The organism is Glaciecola sp. XM2, from assembly GCF_018595715.1.
In the GTDB taxonomy this organism is placed as follows: Bacteria; Pseudomonadota; Gammaproteobacteria; order Enterobacterales; family Alteromonadaceae; genus Glaciecola.
In genome coordinates, this window is sequence record NZ_JAHEOJ010000024.1 from 118612 (window position 1) to 138388 (window position 19777).

The 19777-nt window shown below is 44.3% G+C and carries 20 protein-coding genes and 1 riboswitch; of the genes, 3 read left to right on the forward strand and 17 right to left on the reverse strand.

What is annotated here, in order from left to right; all coding sequences use genetic code 11:
* Positions 1-25: 25 nt before the first annotated feature.
* The 10 genes from moaE to KJ365_RS10620 all read right to left on the reverse strand — a co-directional run bounded on the left by moaE (position 26) and on the right by KJ365_RS10620 (position 8062).
* The gene (gene moaE, locus KJ365_RS10575) at positions 26-490 is read right to left on the reverse strand and encodes a molybdopterin synthase catalytic subunit MoaE (protein WP_214451624.1); all 465 of its coding nucleotides are present in this window, start codon (positions 488-490) and stop codon (positions 26-28) included.
* A gap of 2 nt (positions 491-492) precedes the next feature.
* Positions 493-738 (reverse strand): molybdopterin converting factor subunit 1, encoded by a 246-nt coding sequence (moaD, locus tag KJ365_RS10580; RefSeq protein ID WP_214451625.1) that lies wholly within the window; start codon positions 736-738, stop codon positions 493-495.
* Positions 725-1234, reverse strand: a complete 510-nt coding sequence (gene moaC / locus KJ365_RS10585) for a cyclic pyranopterin monophosphate synthase MoaC (RefSeq protein WP_214451626.1) — start codon at positions 1232-1234, stop codon at positions 725-727. The genes moaD and moaC overlap by 14 nt, the downstream gene beginning before the upstream one ends.
* Entirely contained in the window at positions 1231-1815 is a 585-nt protein-coding gene (moaB, locus tag KJ365_RS10590) for a molybdenum cofactor biosynthesis protein B (RefSeq protein WP_214451627.1), read from the reverse strand. The genes moaC and moaB overlap by 4 nt, the downstream gene beginning before the upstream one ends.
* Complete coding sequence (gene mobA, locus KJ365_RS10595; protein ID WP_214451628.1) at positions 1802-2416, reverse strand: molybdenum cofactor guanylyltransferase; 615 nt, start codon at positions 2414-2416, stop codon at positions 1802-1804. The genes moaB and mobA overlap by 14 nt, the downstream gene beginning before the upstream one ends.
* A 68-nt stretch (positions 2417-2484) precedes the next feature.
* Positions 2485-3459 carry a GTP 3',8-cyclase MoaA gene (moaA, locus tag KJ365_RS10600; protein ID WP_214451629.1) on the reverse strand — a complete coding sequence of 325 codons (975 nt, stop codon included), beginning with the start codon at positions 3457-3459 and terminating at the stop codon, positions 2485-2487.
* Positions 3451-3621, reverse strand: a riboswitch (molybdenum cofactor riboswitch). Its footprint overlaps the gene before it by 9 nt.
* Positions 3622-3786: 165 nt before the next feature.
* A complete protein-coding gene (locus KJ365_RS10605) occupies positions 3787-4989 on the reverse strand; it encodes an alginate export family protein (protein ID WP_250884160.1) in 1203 nt (400 codons plus the stop codon).
* Between the two features lie 179 nt (positions 4990-5168).
* Positions 5169-5561: a SirB2 family protein gene (locus KJ365_RS10610; RefSeq protein WP_214451630.1), complete on the reverse strand. Its 393-nt coding sequence runs from the start codon at positions 5559-5561 to the stop codon at positions 5169-5171.
* A 20-nt stretch (positions 5562-5581) separates the two neighbouring features.
* Positions 5582-6781 carry an NnrS family protein gene (locus KJ365_RS10615; RefSeq protein ID WP_214451631.1) on the reverse strand — a complete coding sequence of 400 codons (1200 nt, stop codon included), beginning with the start codon at positions 6779-6781 and terminating at the stop codon, positions 5582-5584.
* A gap of 3 nt (positions 6782-6784) precedes the next feature.
* A complete protein-coding gene (locus KJ365_RS10620) occupies positions 6785-8062 on the reverse strand; it encodes an MFS transporter (protein WP_214451632.1) in 1278 nt (425 codons plus the stop codon).
* A gap of 463 nt (positions 8063-8525) precedes the next feature.
* Here KJ365_RS10620 and KJ365_RS10625 point away from each other — a divergent pair, with 463 nt between their 5' ends.
* The 3 genes from KJ365_RS10625 (at position 8526) to KJ365_RS10635 (ending at position 12265) form a co-directional block, all read left to right on the forward strand.
* The gene (locus KJ365_RS10625) at positions 8526-9992 is read left to right on the forward strand and encodes a NarK family nitrate/nitrite MFS transporter (RefSeq protein ID WP_214451633.1); all 1467 of its coding nucleotides are present in this window, start codon (positions 8526-8528) and stop codon (positions 9990-9992) included.
* Positions 9993-10060: 68 nt separating this feature from the next.
* Positions 10061-11821, forward strand: a complete 1761-nt coding sequence (locus tag KJ365_RS10630) for a bifunctional protein-serine/threonine kinase/phosphatase (RefSeq protein ID WP_214451634.1) — start codon at positions 10061-10063, stop codon at positions 11819-11821.
* A gap of 18 nt (positions 11822-11839) precedes the next feature.
* Positions 11840-12265: a hemerythrin domain-containing protein gene (locus tag KJ365_RS10635; RefSeq protein ID WP_214451635.1), complete on the forward strand. Its 426-nt coding sequence runs from the start codon at positions 11840-11842 to the stop codon at positions 12263-12265.
* Positions 12266-12302: 37 nt separating this feature from the next.
* Here the strand turns inward: KJ365_RS10635 and KJ365_RS10640 are convergent, their stop codons facing one another.
* The 7 genes from KJ365_RS10640 to KJ365_RS10670 all read right to left on the reverse strand — a co-directional run bounded on the left by KJ365_RS10640 (position 12303) and on the right by KJ365_RS10670 (position 19695).
* Entirely contained in the window at positions 12303-12695 is a 393-nt protein-coding gene (locus KJ365_RS10640; protein ID WP_214451636.1) for a ribonucleotide reductase subunit alpha, read from the reverse strand.
* A gap of 191 nt (positions 12696-12886) precedes the next feature.
* Positions 12887-13450 (reverse strand): DUF6933 domain-containing protein, encoded by a 564-nt coding sequence (locus tag KJ365_RS10645; protein WP_214451637.1) that lies wholly within the window; start codon positions 13448-13450, stop codon positions 12887-12889.
* A gap of 228 nt (positions 13451-13678) precedes the next feature.
* The gene (gene glmS / locus KJ365_RS10650) at positions 13679-15508 is read right to left on the reverse strand and encodes a glutamine--fructose-6-phosphate transaminase (isomerizing) (RefSeq protein WP_214451638.1); all 1830 of its coding nucleotides are present in this window, start codon (positions 15506-15508) and stop codon (positions 13679-13681) included.
* A 17-nt stretch (positions 15509-15525) separates the two neighbouring features.
* Positions 15526-16884, reverse strand: coding sequence for a bifunctional UDP-N-acetylglucosamine diphosphorylase/glucosamine-1-phosphate N-acetyltransferase GlmU (glmU, locus tag KJ365_RS10655; protein ID WP_214451639.1), 1359 nt, complete (start codon positions 16882-16884; stop codon positions 15526-15528).
* Between the two features lie 67 nt (positions 16885-16951).
* A complete protein-coding gene (locus KJ365_RS10660) occupies positions 16952-17872 on the reverse strand; it encodes a DMT family transporter (RefSeq protein WP_214451640.1) in 921 nt (306 codons plus the stop codon).
* Entirely contained in the window at positions 17873-18322 is a 450-nt protein-coding gene (locus tag KJ365_RS10665; protein ID WP_214451641.1) for a methylated-DNA--[protein]-cysteine S-methyltransferase, read from the reverse strand.
* Positions 18319-19695, reverse strand: coding sequence for a DNA-3-methyladenine glycosylase 2 family protein (locus KJ365_RS10670; protein WP_214451642.1), 1377 nt, complete (start codon positions 19693-19695; stop codon positions 18319-18321). Before KJ365_RS10670 ends, KJ365_RS10665 begins: the two co-directional genes overlap by 4 nt.
* Positions 19696-19777 lie beyond the last annotated feature (82 nt).

Consider the following 19777-nt stretch of genomic DNA (forward strand, 5'->3'; position numbering starts at 1 on the left):
AAAATACGACGATAGAAAACAGGTTTTATAATGATGAATGGGGCTCAAACCAACGCTTTATCGCTTGATGATCACTGGATTTAGTTTCCACCCATTTCAGACCTGTTGATGTGCCTTCCTGCTTCCATAAAGGCGCATTGGTTTTTAGGTAATCCATAATAAATTCTGTCGCTTCAAACGCATTCTTTCTATGTTTTGAGGTCACACCAACAAACACAATTTGTTCGGTTGCCTCAAGCTGCCCCACTCGATGAATCAAGCGAATATGACCGAGCTCCCAGCGCTTTCTTGCAGCTGAGCAGATTTTCATCAGCGACTTTTCGGTCATGCCAGGGTAATGTTCAATGACAACACTCGATACCGCACCTTGAGGATTGAACTCTCTCACCAAACCGGTGAACGTTACGATAGCGCCATCACTGTCGGCATTATCCCGAAGTGCTTGATACTCAACACAGTGCTCAAAATCCTCTTGCTGGACGCGTATCATAATTATCCACCCGTTACCGGAGGGAAAAACGCAATTTCATCCCCGTCATTTATGCGCGCATCTGCACCACAAAGCGTTTGATTTACTGCTATGAGCACATCATTTTCTTTTAATACGCTCCACTGCTCGCTTTTTTCTAATAATTCACGAAGCAGGTCACTGACAGTCCTTTGACCTGAGTACTCAAAATTCAGAGACGCTACACCAAGACGTTCTCGTAGACTTGCAAAAAATTTAATTTGGATCATTTTCTCGCCTCCAGACGCCAGACTTACCGCCTGATTTTTCTAACACTCTTATAGCATAGATGATCATGCTTGGATCTGCCGCCTTACACATATCAAATAGAGTCAATAGCGCAACAGACACCCCCGTTAACGCTTCCATTTCAACGCCTGTTACCCCATCTAATTTGCAATGACATAACACGCGAATTTCATTATGTTGTTCATCCATTTCAAAATCGATACTAACTTTACTCAACATCAATGGATGGCACAGTGGAATTAAGTTGGCACAATTCTTACTCGCCTGTATGCCGGCTATCCTAGCGGTGCTTAACACATCTCCCTTTGCCATTTTGTTCTGCTGCACTTTTAACAGTGTCTCAGCGCTCATCGAGATAGCGCCGATTGCTGTTGCCTCTCTTCTTGTCTCTTGTTTGCCTGAAACATCCACCATATTAGCCGCGCCATGCTCATCCACGTGAGTTAGGTTAGCACTGCCGATTGTGGATGTACTCATGAGCGGGACCTACAAAGCTGCTGCTGAAATTGACTTGAATCATTAGCATCTGATTTGGCAGCAACATTGACACGCTTTAGATGGGGAACAAAGTTGCAAGGTCCTTGTGCACCATCTAGCTGCTGCTTAATAATGCCGTTCCACGCTGTTTTGCATGCACCCGTCGACCCCGGTACACAAAAAATTACTGTGTTATTGGCTAAGCCAGATATTGCGCGGGATTGAATGGTCGAGGTTCCAATTTCTTGATAGCTCAAATGCCTGAAAAGTTCGCCAAAGCCTTCTACTTCCTTATCAAATAGGGGAGCGACCGCCTCAGGCGTTGAGTCTCGTTGTGTAAATCCTGTACCGCCAGTAATTAATATCGCTTGCACATTCGGATCAGCGATATACTCCGATACTCTCGCTCGAATAAGGTAAACATCGTCTATCACGATATCTCGGCGAACGACTTGATGGCCTTGGTCACTGGCGCTTACGGCCAAAAACTCGCCAGACGTATCAGTGGTTTGATCTCTTGTGTCAGATACGGTAAGTACCGCGATATTTAGCGCTTCAAACGTTTTATTAGAATGACTCATAGCGCGCCTCCTGTGTATTTGGTTGATGATTTTTCTCAAAGTGTTGCATTGCGAAGCGCCATTGTTCAGGAGTATTGGTATTAAATATTTTTGAACCGGCACTTACTCGAAGCTCTAGCATCAAAAAGTGTGAACAAAGCCGCGCAACTGAGTACGATTGCGTGCACTTAAGCGTGTAATCTAGGATTTGTCTAAATTGAGGGGTGTTTTGCACAAATAGTGGCAAATTACTGCCTTTAAATCTGACATTTTTTGATTGCTCTCGTCCACATGCAATCAATGATTCTAGGTTTTTTGTATCCATTAATGGCAGGTCTACCGGTTGAATTAACAGGTTATAATGTGGAAAGCGGGTCGCGATACTATGAATGCCAGAAAGAGGGCCCGCACCCGAGATGAGATCTGAAAAGTGAGAAGGGTTTCCATCGTTTCGACTAATCACCACTTTATCAACCGAAGTATTGCGTAATAGCCGCTCTGTGCGCTTTATCATGGTTGAAGAAGCGATTTTAAGCAGTGCCTTGTCTTTGCCCATACGAGACGAAAGGCCACCGGCAAGGACTACGCCCATCACGTTTCGGTTTTCTTGATTGTCTTTCATCTGTTGTATCCTGTTATTTCGATTTATGTTATTTATGATCAGTTTGGCTTTACCGTCGATTTTTGGTGTTAACCGCCAAGCATAGCTAACTGCTTGGTAGCGCCTGTAAAACCTTCTTGTAAGAAATGTGTCGCTTTTTTATCTTTCATAGAAAGACCAACAGCCTCTATCGTCGCATCCACATCGCCAGCTTCAAGATAGGGCAAAATGTCATGCCCTTCATTAGCAAACAGACACAAATGTAGCTTCCCTTGAGACGACACTCTCAAACGATTGCAAGTGTCACAAAAGTCTTTGCTATAAGGCATGATCAAGCCAATATTTCCGCGATAGTCAGGGTGTGAAAACTCTTGAGCAGGCCCAGCGTCACCGCCTCGAATAATGCGTTCCCAACCTTGCGTGAGTAAGGTATTTTTGATGGCTTGACCTGGCACATGATTGCGCTCAAAAAACACCTGATTATCACCCGTTTGCATTAGCTCAATAAAACGCCAAGTGACCTCATGCTGTTTTAAATAAGCCAAAAAGCTACTTAATTCTTTGTAGTTAAACTGTTTAAGCATCACGGTATTAAATTTCACCGTCTTAATCCCAGCAGCTAGCGCTGAATCCACACCCTGCAGGATATCCTCTAATTTCTTTTTACCGGTAATTGCAGCAAACATCCGAGGGTCAAGACTATCGGCACTAACATTTAGCGCATCAAGACCTGCATCTTTATACTTTTGTGCGTCCTTGTTTAAACGATAAGCATTTGTGGTCAATGCCACTTTATCTATACCAGGGGTTTGCTTGCATAGGGAAATGATATCGACCAAGTCTTTACGGAGCGCTGGCTCACCACCGGTAATACGTATTTTACTTGTCCCCATTTTTGCAAAGGCCTGCACCAAAGTCTCAATTTGGCGGATGCTAAGCCCGCCAGTGGGTGTATCGCAAGCGTTGCCATCAGGCAAACAATAGTTGCATCTAAAATTGCACAATTCAGTGATTGAAAGGCGCAGGTACTTAAATTTTCTGCCAAATGTATCTTCTAGTTGCACGTTAAACACCTTTCCAATTGCCGGGAGGCTAGCAGATTTCTCTGGTTAACCAGGCGTTGAGAAGAAATTTAATGTTTATTCGCAACGCGGCTTACATTTCATAGCTATCGCTAAACCGCAACGACACACCTTAGAAAATAAAGCTCGGAGTTAAGTAATGATTAAATTGTGGACTATAGAATGCACTTTTGTAATTAGTCTGAAGGAATACCCCCAAAGAGGTACAAGCCTGGCGGTGGGTTTTCAGTGCATTTTTGATAACAATAGGGGCTCAAATGTATGCTATTGAGCCCCCATAAAATGAGAATGTAACAATAAGGCGGCGCCTTAGAATTTGAAGTTAACCATACTCCAGAATTTGTTAGTGTCTACCGCAAAGCCATCGGCACTATAATTTGCATACTTCAATAACAAGCTTACTTTATCTGCAACAGGATAAGTCGCAATCAAATTAAGCTCATTACCGTAGTCAATTGAACCTACATCAGAGTCCAGTTGATGATACACCGCGGTAAGGTTGACTTTACCGATTTTACCCGATGCTTTGACATACAAGTCATTAACACCTACCCCCGGCGTATTTAGAAACTTGTCTGCAAAGCCTTGGAACTTATGCAAGGTTGCAAGGGGAGTAGTGAAGCCTACGCCATTATCGCTGCCAAGAGATTCGTAGCCAATACCTACATTTACTGCCGACACTTTAGTACCTAGCTCTAACGCTACATATTGCGTTGAGAAGTTATTAGGGTTATTGCCGGTGTCTGACTGAACCGCATAAGCGGCATGCAGTTTTATATCTCCAACATTACCATCGTAACTTGCCCCTACGGTGCGCGTTGAAATGGCTAAGGCAGTATCAAAGTCTAGTTCGTATGCATAAGCGGTCAGTTTATGCGTTTTATCCAAGTTATAGTTAACGTTGAGCAAATGAATATTGCCCTGTAGGTCAGCATTTGGGCTATCGGGGCCAAAAATGCGATTAACATTATACACATAGCTGTAGTCAAACTTGAATTTGCCTTCATCTGCATATTGCACTCTATAAGCGTCGTAAGTCTGTTCATTTTGACGCCACGCTACCCCACCCACAAATCGCTGGTCATTGTGATTGATGCGCTGTCGCCCAAATGACAAATCAAAACCACCTGTCTTATAACCTACAAAAGCCAAATTAACCTCGGTAAGGGTTGGGTCGGCCACCACAGGGTAAACCGTATTTCCATTTACCGTGCTGTTATAGTTTTCATTACCAATAGCGGTAATATTATCCACTTCAAACACGCCATAAAAGCCATTAAGGTCGGCACTTTTATAAGTCAGTCGAGTAAGCAAGGTAGAGGCGTTGGCGGTTTTATCAATGCTGTCTTGATCGACGCGTTCATACCGATAGCGCATGCTTATATCGGTGTCGCCCTTTGAAATAGCATTTTGCACTTCTTTCAACGTCGAGTCTTGAGCGAACACGTGGCCTGAGAGAGGAAGAGTAGCACCTAAAGTAGCTACCACCATTAAGGATGTATATTTTTTCATGTGTTTTTCCTAGTGTGAATAGTTATTGAAAATATACACCTTAACCTTATGAAAATCCTTTAAAAACAGTAAATTACCAACAATGCCCAGTCGCTATCAATAAAGGGGTAGCTACGTTACCAACGAATGAGCATTTACATCTGATGTATGAATCATTTGGCCCTATTATCACAAAGCCACTACAAGATGACCAATGGCTGGTGGGATAAGGCTACATTAACCATGTATCCATAAGTAAGAAGTGCAAATGCACCTGCAACCTTTTTTACTTTCACCGTTTTGCCGTATTTTATTGCGACACTACCCAAAACGATATACACCACCAAAGCGCATAGCTTGACCAATAACCAGGGCTGCTCACTAGGCCACAATTTCATGGTGACCATCAAGTAAATACCTAAACTCAATAAAAGCGTGTCGATACAATGAGGTAATACCCTCGCCCAGGTTTTTGTTAGGTTAGCAGAATAATTCAGTGACATGTAAAAGCGTACACAAAACAAGGTCACGCTTGCTAGCGCCAAAGTGATGTGAACGTGCTTAATGAGCGTGTATGCAATAAATGAAGACATTACGGCCCCTTAACGCCTCGCTAACCGGGTTTGCCATCTACCCGCGCGCGGCTCAGTATGGGAAAATATATAATGACAAAACAAGCAAATGCGGCACACCATAAAATACCTGAAAGCCCCCAAAGCTGGACCATCTTTTGTGGTAAAAAAGCAACGCCAATGCTTCGTGTGAGTGCCGCACAGATAATGAAGATAAAGGCCATACTCATAACTGGGTGAGCTTTTAACGGCCTTCCGCTATGCCCTAAAGACACTCGAGACATCATTGCTAAAATCATCCCTCCGATGGTACCTACCGTTAAGCTATGAATAGCAACGCTTAAATTGAACGGTGCGAACCAAAAGTGCGCTGCCATCAACCCCAGTCCAATAGGGATAAACATCATGGTAACATGCAATGACCACACTAAAGGAGTGGTAAGGGTTACCCATGGACGCCATCTTAAGCAACGATAAAAGTGTAAGAATGCACTTAGCGCGCAAACCCCCGCCAGCAGACTCGAAAAGCGTGTCAAACCCGCCGCAAAGAAAATAAAAATAATAAATAAACTCGCCATCGACGTGATCTCAAGCCACGCTTTAGGCAGCACTTTAGTCGTATTTGTGCCGTTGGCAGTAAACATGGGAATAACCCTGCCTCCCAATAAAGCCACCAACGCTGTAGTGAGCATGGTCATGCAATATAAACCTTGTGCGTTGAAGGCGTTGTCAAAGCCCAACTGCGGGAGATAAGTCAGTAAATTCGCCAAAGACATTAAGCATAATATAGGTAAAAACACCATGTTACGTGTCTGGTTTACTTTGATTAATGGAATAGCAAGAAAGACTCCTACCAGCGGCAAAAACGCTAAGTCTAATGCTATAATCCACCATGTTGAAAGGCCTATAGGAATTAAAATAAAAATCCTAGCCAAGGCCCACACTAGCACTAAAAACAATAAACGATTGCCTTTTACACTTGGCACACCAGTCCACGTTTGCACCGCGGTTAACAAAAACCCAGCAATAATAGCCGGCACAAAACCAAACAACATTTCGTGACTATGCCACCACAATACGCCGTTTAGGGGCTTTACGCTGACTGTATTGTTAAGGCTGAGAAGCCAAATCGCTATAGCCAGAAAAGCAAATAATGCACCCATTAAAAAAAATGGGCGAAACCCCAACCTCAATATGGGTATCAAGTTTTTTTCATCGCTCAGCTTGCTTACATTTATCATGACTTAATCCATCTCTAAAAAGTTTTGTTGCTTCGCTCTGAAGACTCTTTGTTGATAACGCTCTCGCTTAATGGCTAAAAACATTAAAAACATGCAGCATGCCAAGACGCCATATAACAGCATGAAGCAGGCACTGTAGACACCAATGAGCTCAACCGCCAAGCCAAACATAACGGGCAATGTGCAACCACCTAAGGCACCAAGCATGGCAACAAAGCCACCAACGCTACCCATTTGTTCGGGGTAATAATCATTTACTAATTTATAAACACTCGCTCTACCAAAACCTTGGGCAATGCCTATCACCAGCAACAGTAGCGTAAATATCCAAACGTTTATCTCAATCTGTAAATTGACGTCTTTACTGACACCATGAATAGTCATCGTTGTGGGCGGATAGCTCAGAAAAAACAGGCAGACAAGACAAATCCAAAAAACGCTCCAATTTACTTGGCGCGCACCAAATTTGTCTGCAAACCAGCCGCCAGCGGCTCTTGCCATGCTGGAGCTGGTAACAAAAAGAAGGGTCAGTAAACTCGCTTCGTTAAAGCTGAGTTGATAGGCATTGACGTAGTACTGTGGCAACCACAATAGCAGTGCTAAAAAGCTGCCAAACACAAAGTAATAGTACAAACCAAAGCGCCAGACGTTTGGTTGCGTTAAAGGCTTGATGTAAAAAGCGAGCTGCTGCGTCTTTTTTACTTGTAAATACTTAGGTGTGCTAGGCGCAAACACACCAAAAACCACACAACTTACCAAGAGCAGTGCTCCATACACCCAACCGATATACTGCGAGCCCCAAAGATTACTGATATAGGGCACCAAGATAAGGCTTAAAGCAGCCCCTGCATTACCCGCACCAAATACACCCATCGCAGTGCCTTGCTCATCGCTGTCAAACCAGTCGGTGATGTAACGAATGCCGATGGTGAATGAAGCACCTGAAACACCAATTAAAAGACCAACGAAAACGTACTCGGTAAAACTCTCTATTGCTGGTAAAAGCAGGAGCGGGGGGATCGTAATGAGCATTTGCACCAACCATAGAACCTTGGGCGAAAATCGCTCGCACAATAAACCAACGGGCAGCCTTAGCAAGGCACCAGTAAGAATGGGTGCTGATAACAATATGCCTACCTGAGTATTTGACAAGTTAAGCGTCTGTTTTAGCTCAACTATCATCACGGCAAACAGGGTCCAGGCAGAAAAGTTTACCGCAAAGGTTATGGTTGCTAATACCAGTGCAAGTGTCGCTTGACTAGCTTTTATTTGTGATGCCAAGTTGATTACCTATGGGTTAACCTTAGGCTCACTATAACCTCTGCTAGTTAGGTTCTCTAGACTTCAGTTGAGCATCAACTGACCTTAGTAAACTCGCATATACCACTTAATGAGTAGCCTGCTTAAGTCACTTAAACTGCGCAATAAAAGCGCTTTTCATGACTTTTTGAGGACTAACGAAGTCGGTTTTCATCTGCAGTGATACCTCTTAAAAGTGACAAATTACCCCCTTAATGGAATATGAATTTCAGCACCTTCATTTAGGCTTGAATAGAGACTATTTGTAAATGAATTTAGCACATTTTGTCTCCCGACCTACCCATACATATCTAAGGCTATATCCCTTACTAGGTAGCTCGGAAGCATTGTGATTACTGGCTTTCATCGCTTGATGTGGATCAATAAAGACAAAGCAGTAATGCCAATAATGAACAAAATATTACACACTCATTGAGAGACACTCATGAACAGCGAAAAATTTAACATTTTTAAATTCCATGGAAAGATGAAGGTACTGCACCTCTCTTGGATGGCATTTTTCATCACCTTTCTTGTTTGGTTTAACTTTGCACCGCTATTACAAGCAGTTAAAGAAACCTTGGGCTTAACAACAGACCAAATCAAGACACTACTTATTTTGAACGTCGCATTAACGATACCGGCTCGGGTTGTTATCGGTATGTTGACCGATAAATACGGTCCGAGGCTGGTGTATTCTTGGCTGTTAGCACTATGCTCAATTCCGTGCTTTATGTTCGCGATGGCCGATAGCTTTATTCAAGCAGCCATTGCTCGATTCCTACTTGGCTTTATTGGTGCTGGCTTTGTGATTGGTATACGCATGGTTTCAGAATGGTTCCCGCACAATGAACTAGGCACGGCTGAAGGCATTTATGGAGGTTGGGGTAACTTTGGCTCTGCAGCGGCAGCATTCACACTACCTACGGTAGCACTGCTATTTGGCGGAGAAGACGGATGGCGATATGCAATTGGCATTACAGGTGTTATCAGTTTGCTCTTTGCTTTTATTTACTACACAAACGTAACTAACACGCCAAAAGGCTCTACTTATTTTAAACCTAAAAACGTAGGCGCAATGGAAGTCACGTCAAAAGGCGACTTTTTCTTATTGCTCGTAATGAAAATCCCTATGTATGCGGCCATTGCATTACTCGCATGGAAACTCTCACCAAGCGGTGTTGACATGCTTAGTCAAACGGTTGTGACATGGATTTATGTCGGCCTAGCCGCACTGTATGCAGCGGAAGTCTATAAAGTATGGCAGGTAAACAAGGGCATCTTTACCAAAGACGTGCCAGAGCTTCATCGTTACAATTTTAAACAAGTAGCGGTGCTCGATATTCTCTATTTTACCAACTTTGGGTCAGAGCTGGCGGTAGTATCAATGTTGCCCTTATTTTTTGCCGAAACATTCAAATTAGACCCTGTGCTTGCTGGTTTAGTGGCGGGTGCATATGCGTTTATGAATCTGATGTCTAGGCCAGCAGGTGGTTGGATTTCCGATAAATTTGGCCGTAAATCGACGCTCATGATTTTAACGGCAGGTTTAGCAGTAGGATATGGCCTAATGGGCTTGGTTGATGGGCAGTGGCCTCTTTGGCTTGCCGTCGCATTAGCAATGGGATGTTCGTTCTTCGTCCAATCTGGTGAAGGTGCTGTATTTGCCGTTGTACCGCTTATAAAACGCAGAATGACTGGACAAATTGCAGGCATGACAGGTGCTTATGGAAACGTGGGGGCGGTGACCTTCCTCACCGTGTTATCTTTTGTTGACTATAGCACCTTCTTTTTTGTTATCGCTGCGACCGCGCTTGTTGGCTTATTTACCTTACTATTCATGAAAGAGCCTAGAGGCCAAATCGCTGAAGTTGCAGAAGATGGCAGCGTACATATGATTGATGTAGGCTAATCAATGAATGCTCGTTGAAGCATATGCTTTGACGAGTAATTTTGCCTAACACATAAGAGATGTAAGCAATGTCCACTATGCAAAACCCTGCCGATTGTCATTCTCAGAGCACTCAGCTGAACGTCGCGCTCGGCCATGCCTCCATCAGAGGCGTTAAAGCAATTAACGAAGATGCTGTGGCATCGCATATTCCTGAGCAGCAACATGCTTTAGTTTCAAAGGGCATTGCCATTGCAATAGCAGACGGTGTAAGCAGTGCTGAGGCAGGGCAAGAAGCAAGCGAATACGCCGTTTCACACTTCATAGAGGAATATTATCTATCTCCAGATACTTGGTCTGTAAAACATGCTGGACAAAAAACACTTTCAGCTATTAACCTGAATTTATTTAAAAAAAGCCATGTTTTTACCCATCAAGAGAAAGGCTATTTGTGTACATTTAGCGCGCTGGTGATCAAATCTCAAACCGCTCACTTTTTCCATGCGGGTGACTCTCGCATTTACCGGCTAAGAAACGGGGAGTTGACGCAGTTAACTCGTGACCATGCAATAAACATTGGTGGCGGTAAAAACATATTAGCTAGGGCTGTTGGCATGGATAACGTGCTGCAAGTGGATTATGGCAAGTCACCCTTAGAAGTGGGCGATGTGCTGCTGTTAACCACCGATGGGGTACATGATTTTGTCAGCCCTGCCGCATTAATTGACATATTGAGTCAAACAAATCCGCCACAGGTGCAGTGTGACCAAATCATAGAAATTGCTCAGGCAGCCCATAGTGACGACAATATTAGTTGTGCTATTGCTAAGGTTGTGCAACTTCCTCAGGAGAGCCGTGACGATTTTAGTAATAAGCTTACTCGCCTACCATTTCCGCCAGACCTCGAACCGGGCATGACGCTAGACGGATATAGGATTGAAAAAGCACTATTTGCGAGCAGCCGAAGCCAAGTTTATCTGGTGACCGACCTTGAAACAAGCACACAAATAGTGATGAAAACACCGTCGTTGAACTTTGAAGATGATATTCACTATATCGATAGGTTCATTCAAGAGGAGTGGATTGGTAAGCGTATAAATCATAGCTTTGTCGTTAAAATAATTACGCAAAACCGTCCTCGCTCGTGCTTATACTATCTAATGGAGTACGTTCCTGGAAAATCCCTAGATAAGTGGATGCTTGCTAATCCCTTGCCAACCCCGAAAAAAGCAATCACCTTGGTTAAGCAAATCGCAGAGGCCTTAGCGGCGTTTCATGATGCTGAGACCATCCATCAAGATTTAAAACCTGCCAACATTATGGTTGACGATGCCATGCACATCAAATTAATCGATTTTGGCTCCGTTTTTGTAGCCGGTATCGCTGAAATTTTTATTCCTATTGAACATCAAGGCGCACTTGGCACTGCAACGTACTCCGACCCTTATTACATACAAGGTCAAAACACTGGAATTCAGGGAGATATTTACTCTTTAGCTACCATCACTTACGAACTATTCACTGGCGAGTTGCCCTATGGAGATAAAATTGAGCAATCCGTTAATGCTAACGACTTTGATAAGCTTCGTTATACTTCGGCAAGTTACCACAATCCGATTATTCCAATATGGTTTGATCGCGCGCTTGAAAAAGGCACCACGTTAATTCAAGCCAATCGCTATCGTTCGTTAACAGACTTTATTAACGATATCACTCGTCCTAATCCACAGTTTCTGAAAGATGATCCTACGATTAAAAACAGTAAAGGCTTATTATTTTGGCAGCTTATGTCGGGTTTTTGGGTTGTGTTGCTGTTAATCGTAATCGTGTTGTTTTCAACGACCACGTAACGTTGGGAGCACTGAGACATGAACAATCTTATTACTCAATGTTTTAGTGTTGATCATGAAAAAATCGACTTTTTGTTTCGTATGTACCGAAAATACAAACAACATAATCGCTATCAAGCGGCGCTTCTTTTCGAAAAGTTTAGTGAGCATTTGCAACAACATATTGCTTGGGAAGAAGATTTATTGTTTCCCGCCTATGAAATTAGCACGCAAGCTAAGCATCATGACAATATCCTTCTCTTATGTCAGGAGCACCAACAAATCATAAATATAGTTGAGAGTATTAGGCAACACCTCATTGCTCAGACTGATTGCGATGCGCTCGAACAACATTTATCAGAGCTAATGCTATTGCATAATGAAAAAGAAGAACACGTTTTGTATGAGCAATGTGATCGCGAAATTAACGAAGCAAGGTGTATGGAAATTTTCTTAGATATGTAGTTCGCGCCGCAGATGTTTGAGACGCGAACAAAGAGCATTAACTAGCAATCAACTCTATAGGGTTTTCCTCCCTATCAAAGACCACATATTTACGAATATTGCTACCCGTCATAACGTCATCAGTCATTTTATCTAAATATGTTTGCGCCTCATCACTCGTTGGCGGTGTGCGCATCTGACCACTTAGACTGGCAATAAATACAAAATCCCACTCTTTGTTAATTGCATCGGCCTCTTTTACTAAAGCCTCAAATGTTGATAGCTCATCAGGTAGCTTGTCTACCACCATGGTTGGCTCGATTGTTCCTTTTTGGTCATCTCGCTTTTTGCTTTTCTTTGTTGCTTGTGCTGAGGCAAATAAAAACAATAATCGCTGAGGGTCTGGTTGTTCATTTGCCATGGAAAGCAAATCACTAAACATTGATATCATCGTAATTCCGTAAACATGTAAAGACTATGCTTAACGTTACGCTAACTTACATAAGTTGTGAATTGCAAGTAGTGGGTATGCTTGTACCTACTTTGAGGTAGATTGTGCTAGAACCTGTGAGTTTGCTAAGAGCATCGCCACGCGCAAACATAATATTCACCTGATCGCGGAGTTTATGACGGCCTTGTTCGTCATAAATTATCCAACAACGTTAGCATAGCCGCTTTAGGCCAAATGCAATCTTTTTGACCTTTAACTGTGCAAGGACGATCCGCCAAATGTGCAGCCATTCGATAAGGACTAATGTCACTAATGCTAACACGGTCATACCATAAGATATGCGCTAGCTCTTGTGACATTTGATTCATAGTGCCTTGCACTGAACGTTTGCAATCATTGCCCACTCGAATGTTGTCTATATGCCGCGCCGCCCCCTCGAATTGCGATTGTGAAGCGCCTAATTTCAGCAACGTGTTTAGTAAAGCGTCCTCAAACAGGTGGTTGAGATTAGCAAAGTCTTTTTTGACGAGGCATGTTATGAACAATGGAAAACGGGTTTGGTCGTGGAGCAAAAATATTGAGTTACGACGTTGAATTGTGAGTAGATTCGCATGCCAGTTAGACAATGGGTTGCTATTGCTTATTTGCTGATCTGCATCATTGGCAGCTGCGCTTGAGTTTAAAATAGGCAAAGTACCATCAGCGTTTATAGGGAGTTTATTGATGAGTTTTTTTGTGCTGTTTATCGTTATCATGAACCGACCTTACATTAACAAACGTAAAATGGATGCCGCTAAGAAGGTCCTTGCCTTCGCAAGGATGACGTGTTGAATGTTTCAGCTATGTTCGTGCGTCAAGCGGGGCTTGTCAGTCAAAATTCTTCGAACTAAATGCGGGGGGTTATCGTTTGCATTATCAAACTCTAGTAAAATTTATCAAACTTTATTATTGTCGGACAAAACATAGCCCCTCACCCCCCAAATCTACTCCACAGTAACACTCTTAGCCAAATTCCTAGGCTGATCTACATCCGTCCCTTTTATCAATGCCACGTAATACGACAGCAGTTGTAAAGGGAGGGTGTAAACAATCGGCGCTATCGCTTCTGAACAATGTGGCACATTCACTACGCGCATCGTCTCATCAGAAGCAAACTGCGCGTCTTTATCGGCAAAGACATACATAATGCCGCCGCGTGCCCGCACCTCTTCAACGTTTGACTGTAGTTTTTCGAGTAGCTCGTTGTTTGGTGCAACAACAATCACCGGCATATCGGCGTCGATCAGGGCGAGTGGTCCATGTTTTAGCTCACCAGAGGCATAGGCTTCTGCGTGAATGTAGGAGATTTCTTTTAGCTTTAAGGCCCCTTCCATCGCGATAGGGTATTGATCTCCGCGACCTAAGAATAAGCTGTGATGCTTGTCTGAAAACTCTTCGGCTAAGTCATCAATTTCATTGGCTAGCGCCAAGGTTTCTTCTAGCTTGCTAGGGAGCTCGGCAAGCCCTTGCAATATTGCTTGCTCTTGCTCGCTACTCATGCCTTTGTGTTTGCCAATGGCAAGCACTAACATTAAAAAGCCAGCTAGTTGAGTGGTAAATGCTTTGGTTGAGGCAACACCTATTTCAGCGCCTGCTCTGGTCATAAACGAAAGCGCCGACTCGCGTACTAACGATGAGCCATCTACGTTACAAATCGCCAAGCTCGACATGTATCCGCTTTCTTTTGCAAGCTTAAGGGCTGCTAGGGTGTCTGCCGTTTCGCCCGATTGTGAAATAGTGACCAACAGTGAGTTAGGCTTTACTACCGACTTGCGATATCTAAATTCAGAGGCAATCTCTACGTCGCACGACACGCCAGCAAACGCTTCTAACCAGTAGCGAGCAGTCATGCCAGCATGGTAGCTGGTGCCACACGCGATGATTTTAACGTGCTCGGTTTTTGCAAAAATCTCATCAGATCCACGGCCAAAGATGTCGCTCGCTACACCGTCTGGGCTAACGCGCCCTTGCAAGGTATTGCGGATAACACTTGGCTGCTCATAAATCTCTTTGAGCATATAATGACGATAACCGGCCTTATCGCCTGCATCGTGCTCAACGTTTGATTCGGTCACTTCGCGCTCAACGTCATTGCCGTTAGCATCGATAATACGCACCGACTCACGCTTAATTTCAGCCACATCGCCTTCTTCCAAAAAGATAAAGCGGCGCGTCACCGGTAATAGAGCCATTTGGTCAGAGGCAATGAAGTTTTCGCCAATACCCAATCCAATCACCAAAGGAGAACCTGAGCGGGCTACCACCATGGTAGAAGGATCGTGTTTATCGACAATCACGGTGCCATAAGCGCCATGAAAAGACTTAACTGCGCTAAGTACGGCTTCTAGTAAAGTGTCGGTGCCTTTTCTGATATCGGCTACAGTGTGGGCAATCGTTTCGGTGTCGGTGTCGGAATTAAAGCGATAGCCTTTAGCTGTTAGGCTCTCACGAAGAGATTTATGATTTTCAATAATACCGTTGTGCACAACAGCAAAACGCTCGCTGCTTACGTGCGGATGGGCATTTGCTTCGGTTACGCCACCATGGGTAGCCCAACGCGTGTGGGCAATACCTGTGGTGCCAAGGCCATTTTCATCGTTTATGGCATCGCTTAGCGCTTTGACTTTACCAATGCGACGCACGATATTCAGGTCATCGTTGTGAATCAACGCCACGCCGGCAGAGTCGTAGCCGCGATATTCGAGACGACGTAAGCCCTCAAGCAAAATTTGCACAACATTACGCTCTGCTACTGCACCTACTATTCCACACATATACTAACTTCCAAATATTATTTTTTAGTGGGCTTCTGCCAGCCCGAAATGTTGCGTTGTTTGCCACGCGCAATGGCGAGTTGTTCATCTTCTACCGACTTGGTGATAATGCTACCTGCACCCACCGTTGCGCCTTTGCCAATCACCACAGGCGCTACTAAAGAGGAATTTGAACCGATAAACACGCCGTCGTTAATTTGGGTTTTAAACTTATTCACACCATCGTAGTTACACGTAATGGTACCGGCGCCAATGTTCACCGCCTCGCCAATTTGCGCATCACCAATGTAGCTTAAGTGATTCACTTTTGAGCCTTTGCCGATAATACTCTTTTTGACTTCAACAAAGTTGCCAATTTTCACACCTGGGTGTAAATCGCTACCGGGGCGCAAACGCGCATATGGCCCTATTTGGCAGCTAGCATCCACTTTGGCATCTTCAATATGCGAAAACGCTTCGATAAAGCTACCTTCACCAATCTCACAGTTTTTGAGTACACAATTAGGGCCTATGCTCACATTATCGGCAAGTACGACTTTACCTTCGAAAACCGCGTTAATATCAATGCTGACATCACGACCCACGACAAGCGTTCCGCGCACGTCAAAACGCGCAGGGTCGGCTAAGCGCACTCCCTGCTCCATCAAGTTCTCGGCTTGCTTTAGCTGAAATGCGCGCTCTAATGAGGCGAGCTGCATACGATTGTTAATGCCTTCGACTTCGCGCTCCCACACTGGCTGCGCGGACTGCACTTTTTTACCTTCTGATGCGGCCATGGCAATCACGTCGGTCAAGTAGTATTCGCCTTGTGCGTTATCGTTAGAAAGCTTGCCTAGCCAGCGTTTAAGGTCGCTGCCCGACATAATCATCATGCCGGTGTTGATTTCTTTTATTAGGCGCTGGGCGTCGCTGGCATCTTTATGCTCGACAATCGCGGTAATATTGTCACCGTCACGAATGATGCGCCCCATGCCGGTTGGGTCGTCTAGGTTCACCGTTAACAAGGCTAAGTCACAATGGGCTTTCACCTCTACTAAGCGGGTGAGGGTTTGCGCCGATACCAATGGCGCATCGCCCACTAATATCAATACATCTTCATTATCGCTAATATGCTGCTGCGCCTGCATAACAGCATGGCCAGTACCTAACTGCTCTGATTGTAAGCACCAACTAACACTATGAGCCTGCAATGCGCTTTGAAGTTGCTCAGCGCCATGCCCGTAAACTAAATGGACGTTGTCGCAATTAATTTGCTTAACGGTGTCAATGATATGCTCAACCATTGGCTTGTTGGCGAGGGTATGCAAGACCTTAGGTAGGTCGGATTTCATTCTGGTGCCTTTCCCTGCTGCCAAAATGATAACGGATAACGCCATTTTTAATCCTCAAAAATTTAGTCGCAAAATTGTAGCGAAGCTGACCGCATTTGTCAGTATGTTTTCCTTAAGGGCATTGCTTTAAGTTTTTTTTAGTGGGTTTGAGTAACTTTTTCACTATTGATAGTGCATTAGTTGCCATCATGACACCGAGCAGTATCAAGCTTCCGCCCAAGATTGATTGCAAAGATAAAACTTCATCAAGTATCACCACACCCCAAAAAATACCGAATAACGGCACTAAATAGCCCACCGTAATAGCGCGCGATGCACCAATTTTGCTGATCAGGTCAAAATACATAACATAGGCCAAACCGGTGCATAAAAACGCCAATATTAATCCGCTCATCCATGCACTTAACGTGGGCATGGTATCGGGCAAATTCATTAGCGCGAATGGCAACAGCACAATAGCCGTAAACATCTGACTGCCTGCCGCCACAGCAAAAGGTCGAGCGTCAGCAAGGTGTTTCTTTAAATAGCTCGCGGTAATGCCATAGCAAAAGGTTGCACCAAGGGCAGCAAAAATAGGTAACAATGAGGTAATGGCGCGCGCCTGTGAGCCAGCCTTTTGCTCAAGCGAAATCATCACTACACCGGCAAAACCTAAACCGATGCCGAATAAACCTTTCCAGCCAATGGATTCTTTTAAATATAAATAGGCGATGACCACACCAAACATCGGCGCGGTGGCGTTGAGGATTGCGCCTAAACCAGCGTCTAGGTGCAATAAGGCGTAATTGAATAGGCAAAATGGGATTGCGGTGTTTATCACACCCACAAATAAGAGCTTTGGCCAATGTTTGATTAAATCGCCGCCTTGGCCTTTATAAAAAACCAATGGCATTAAACATAATGTGGCTGCCAGCGCACGTAGCTCTACCAGAGCAAAAATACCAAAAGCGGGGACGGCTTCTTTCATTAGCATAAAAGATGCTCCCCAAATCGCGCCTAACAGCAACAATTCGGCAAAATCAGATGTTTTCAATCAACGGCTCTCAAGGGTAAGTAGGTAAGATTTACGATGCATGCCACCGGCATAACCGGTTAATGCGCCGTTTGCGCCTATTATTCTATGACATGGCACCACAATAGCAATGGGATTTTTACCGTTAGCCGCGCCAACCGCTCTGCATGCTTTAGGATTGCCAATGGCTGTTGCAATATCTAAGTAGGATGCTGTCTTACCGTAGTCAATATCACAAAGTGCGTTCCAAACGTCGCTTTGAAACTGGGTCCCCGATGCTTTCAATGGCAATGAGAAGCGCTTTCGTTGGCATTTGAAATATTGTGACAGTTGCGCCGCACCTAACTCACTTATCTCATTTGACTGAACCTTTAAAGGCTCATCTGCAAAAGCAATAGATACAATATGCGTATCGTTGGCGTGAATTTGCAAAACGCCAATTGGCGTTTTTATTTGGCTGTTATACATCATAGTTCTAGGTTCCAAAGTGAAAAAGTCAGGTAGCTACGCCAAGGGGCACATTTGTCTGCGTCAATGGCTTGCCCAGCCTCTGCTAGGGCCTTGAGGCGTTGGCGAATCACTAAATCAGTATCTAGCCAAACATCAGGGTTATCAGTAGCGCGTAAATTGACATAGTTGACCGTCCAAGGGCCAATGCCTTTGATTGCTAACCATTTTTCAAAATCCGCATTGGGGTCTTCATGCATCAACTTGGCAAAGCTTCGGAGGGCATTTTTGCGTGTTTCGGGCAGTTTAATACATGCTAAATCGGATTGTGAAAGGGTGTGGGGAGACACAAATTCATGGGCACTTGGCGACAGGGCAGCATGTAATTTGTTTACCTGACTGATGGCGGCAGTCACCGACACTTGCTGCCCTAAAATAGCTCGCACCCCCGCTTCAAAGCGGCTACATATTCCCGGAATACGTAAACCCGGTCGAATTTGAGCACTTTGTAAACCACACAACTCCAAAGCAGGCGCAATCACCGACGGGTTGGCACTAATATCTAAAATCCGCGACGCCATGCTAATAATTTGCGCACAGTGATGCACATATTCATGGCTATAATCCAATTCAAAATAACTTTGCTTGGGCATGTAGCGCATTGTTACTTCAACCGCATCCCCATTGATAGAAAACGTCTTGGTAAATGCATGCTCGCTTATCTTTTCATTACCTTGAATTAAACGCTTGGCAAAAAAGTCTCTAAGCGCAGGCCAATCGTAAGGCCCCTGATACTGTAAATGCACGATAATCATATTGTCTTGCTGCGGTGTTTGCATAGGTACTCTTTTTGACTGTCTAATTTGTAAGGGTGTGAGGCCAGTCACACTTTTAATATGATTTTGAAGCTGCCGAGCGCTGTTAAAACCAACGCCATGTGCAACCTGCTCAACGCTCATGTTCGAGTAATGCAGCAAGCGTTTAGCCATTAACACCTGATGAAACACCCGATACTTTTTAGGCGGAATATCAAAATGCGCGAGCATAAGTTTATGCAGGTAGCGCGCGCTGATCCCCAGCCTTTCAGATATTTTGTCAATACTTTGATGTGGCGCTTCAACCAACATTTTGGCTGCTCTTTGCGCGGTGGTTTTCACGCCTTGCCATGCATATGAGTATGGGGATGAATCGGGACGGCATCGCAAACATGGCCGATATCCCTTGTTCATGGCTTCAATAGCAGAGAACGCATAATCTACGTTTTTCTCCAAGGGCGCTCTGACCTTACACACTGGGCGACAAAATATTCCGGTGCTGCGAACAAGGATAAAAAATCGTCCGTCAAAGCGCGGATCTCTCGCCATACGAGCACGTTGACACAGTTCTCTCGTTAACATTATTGTCCATTTAGTGATATGCTTTGCACTTGAATAGCAGTGTACGACAACAATAATAAAAAACACGTTGTTTTCGGAACTG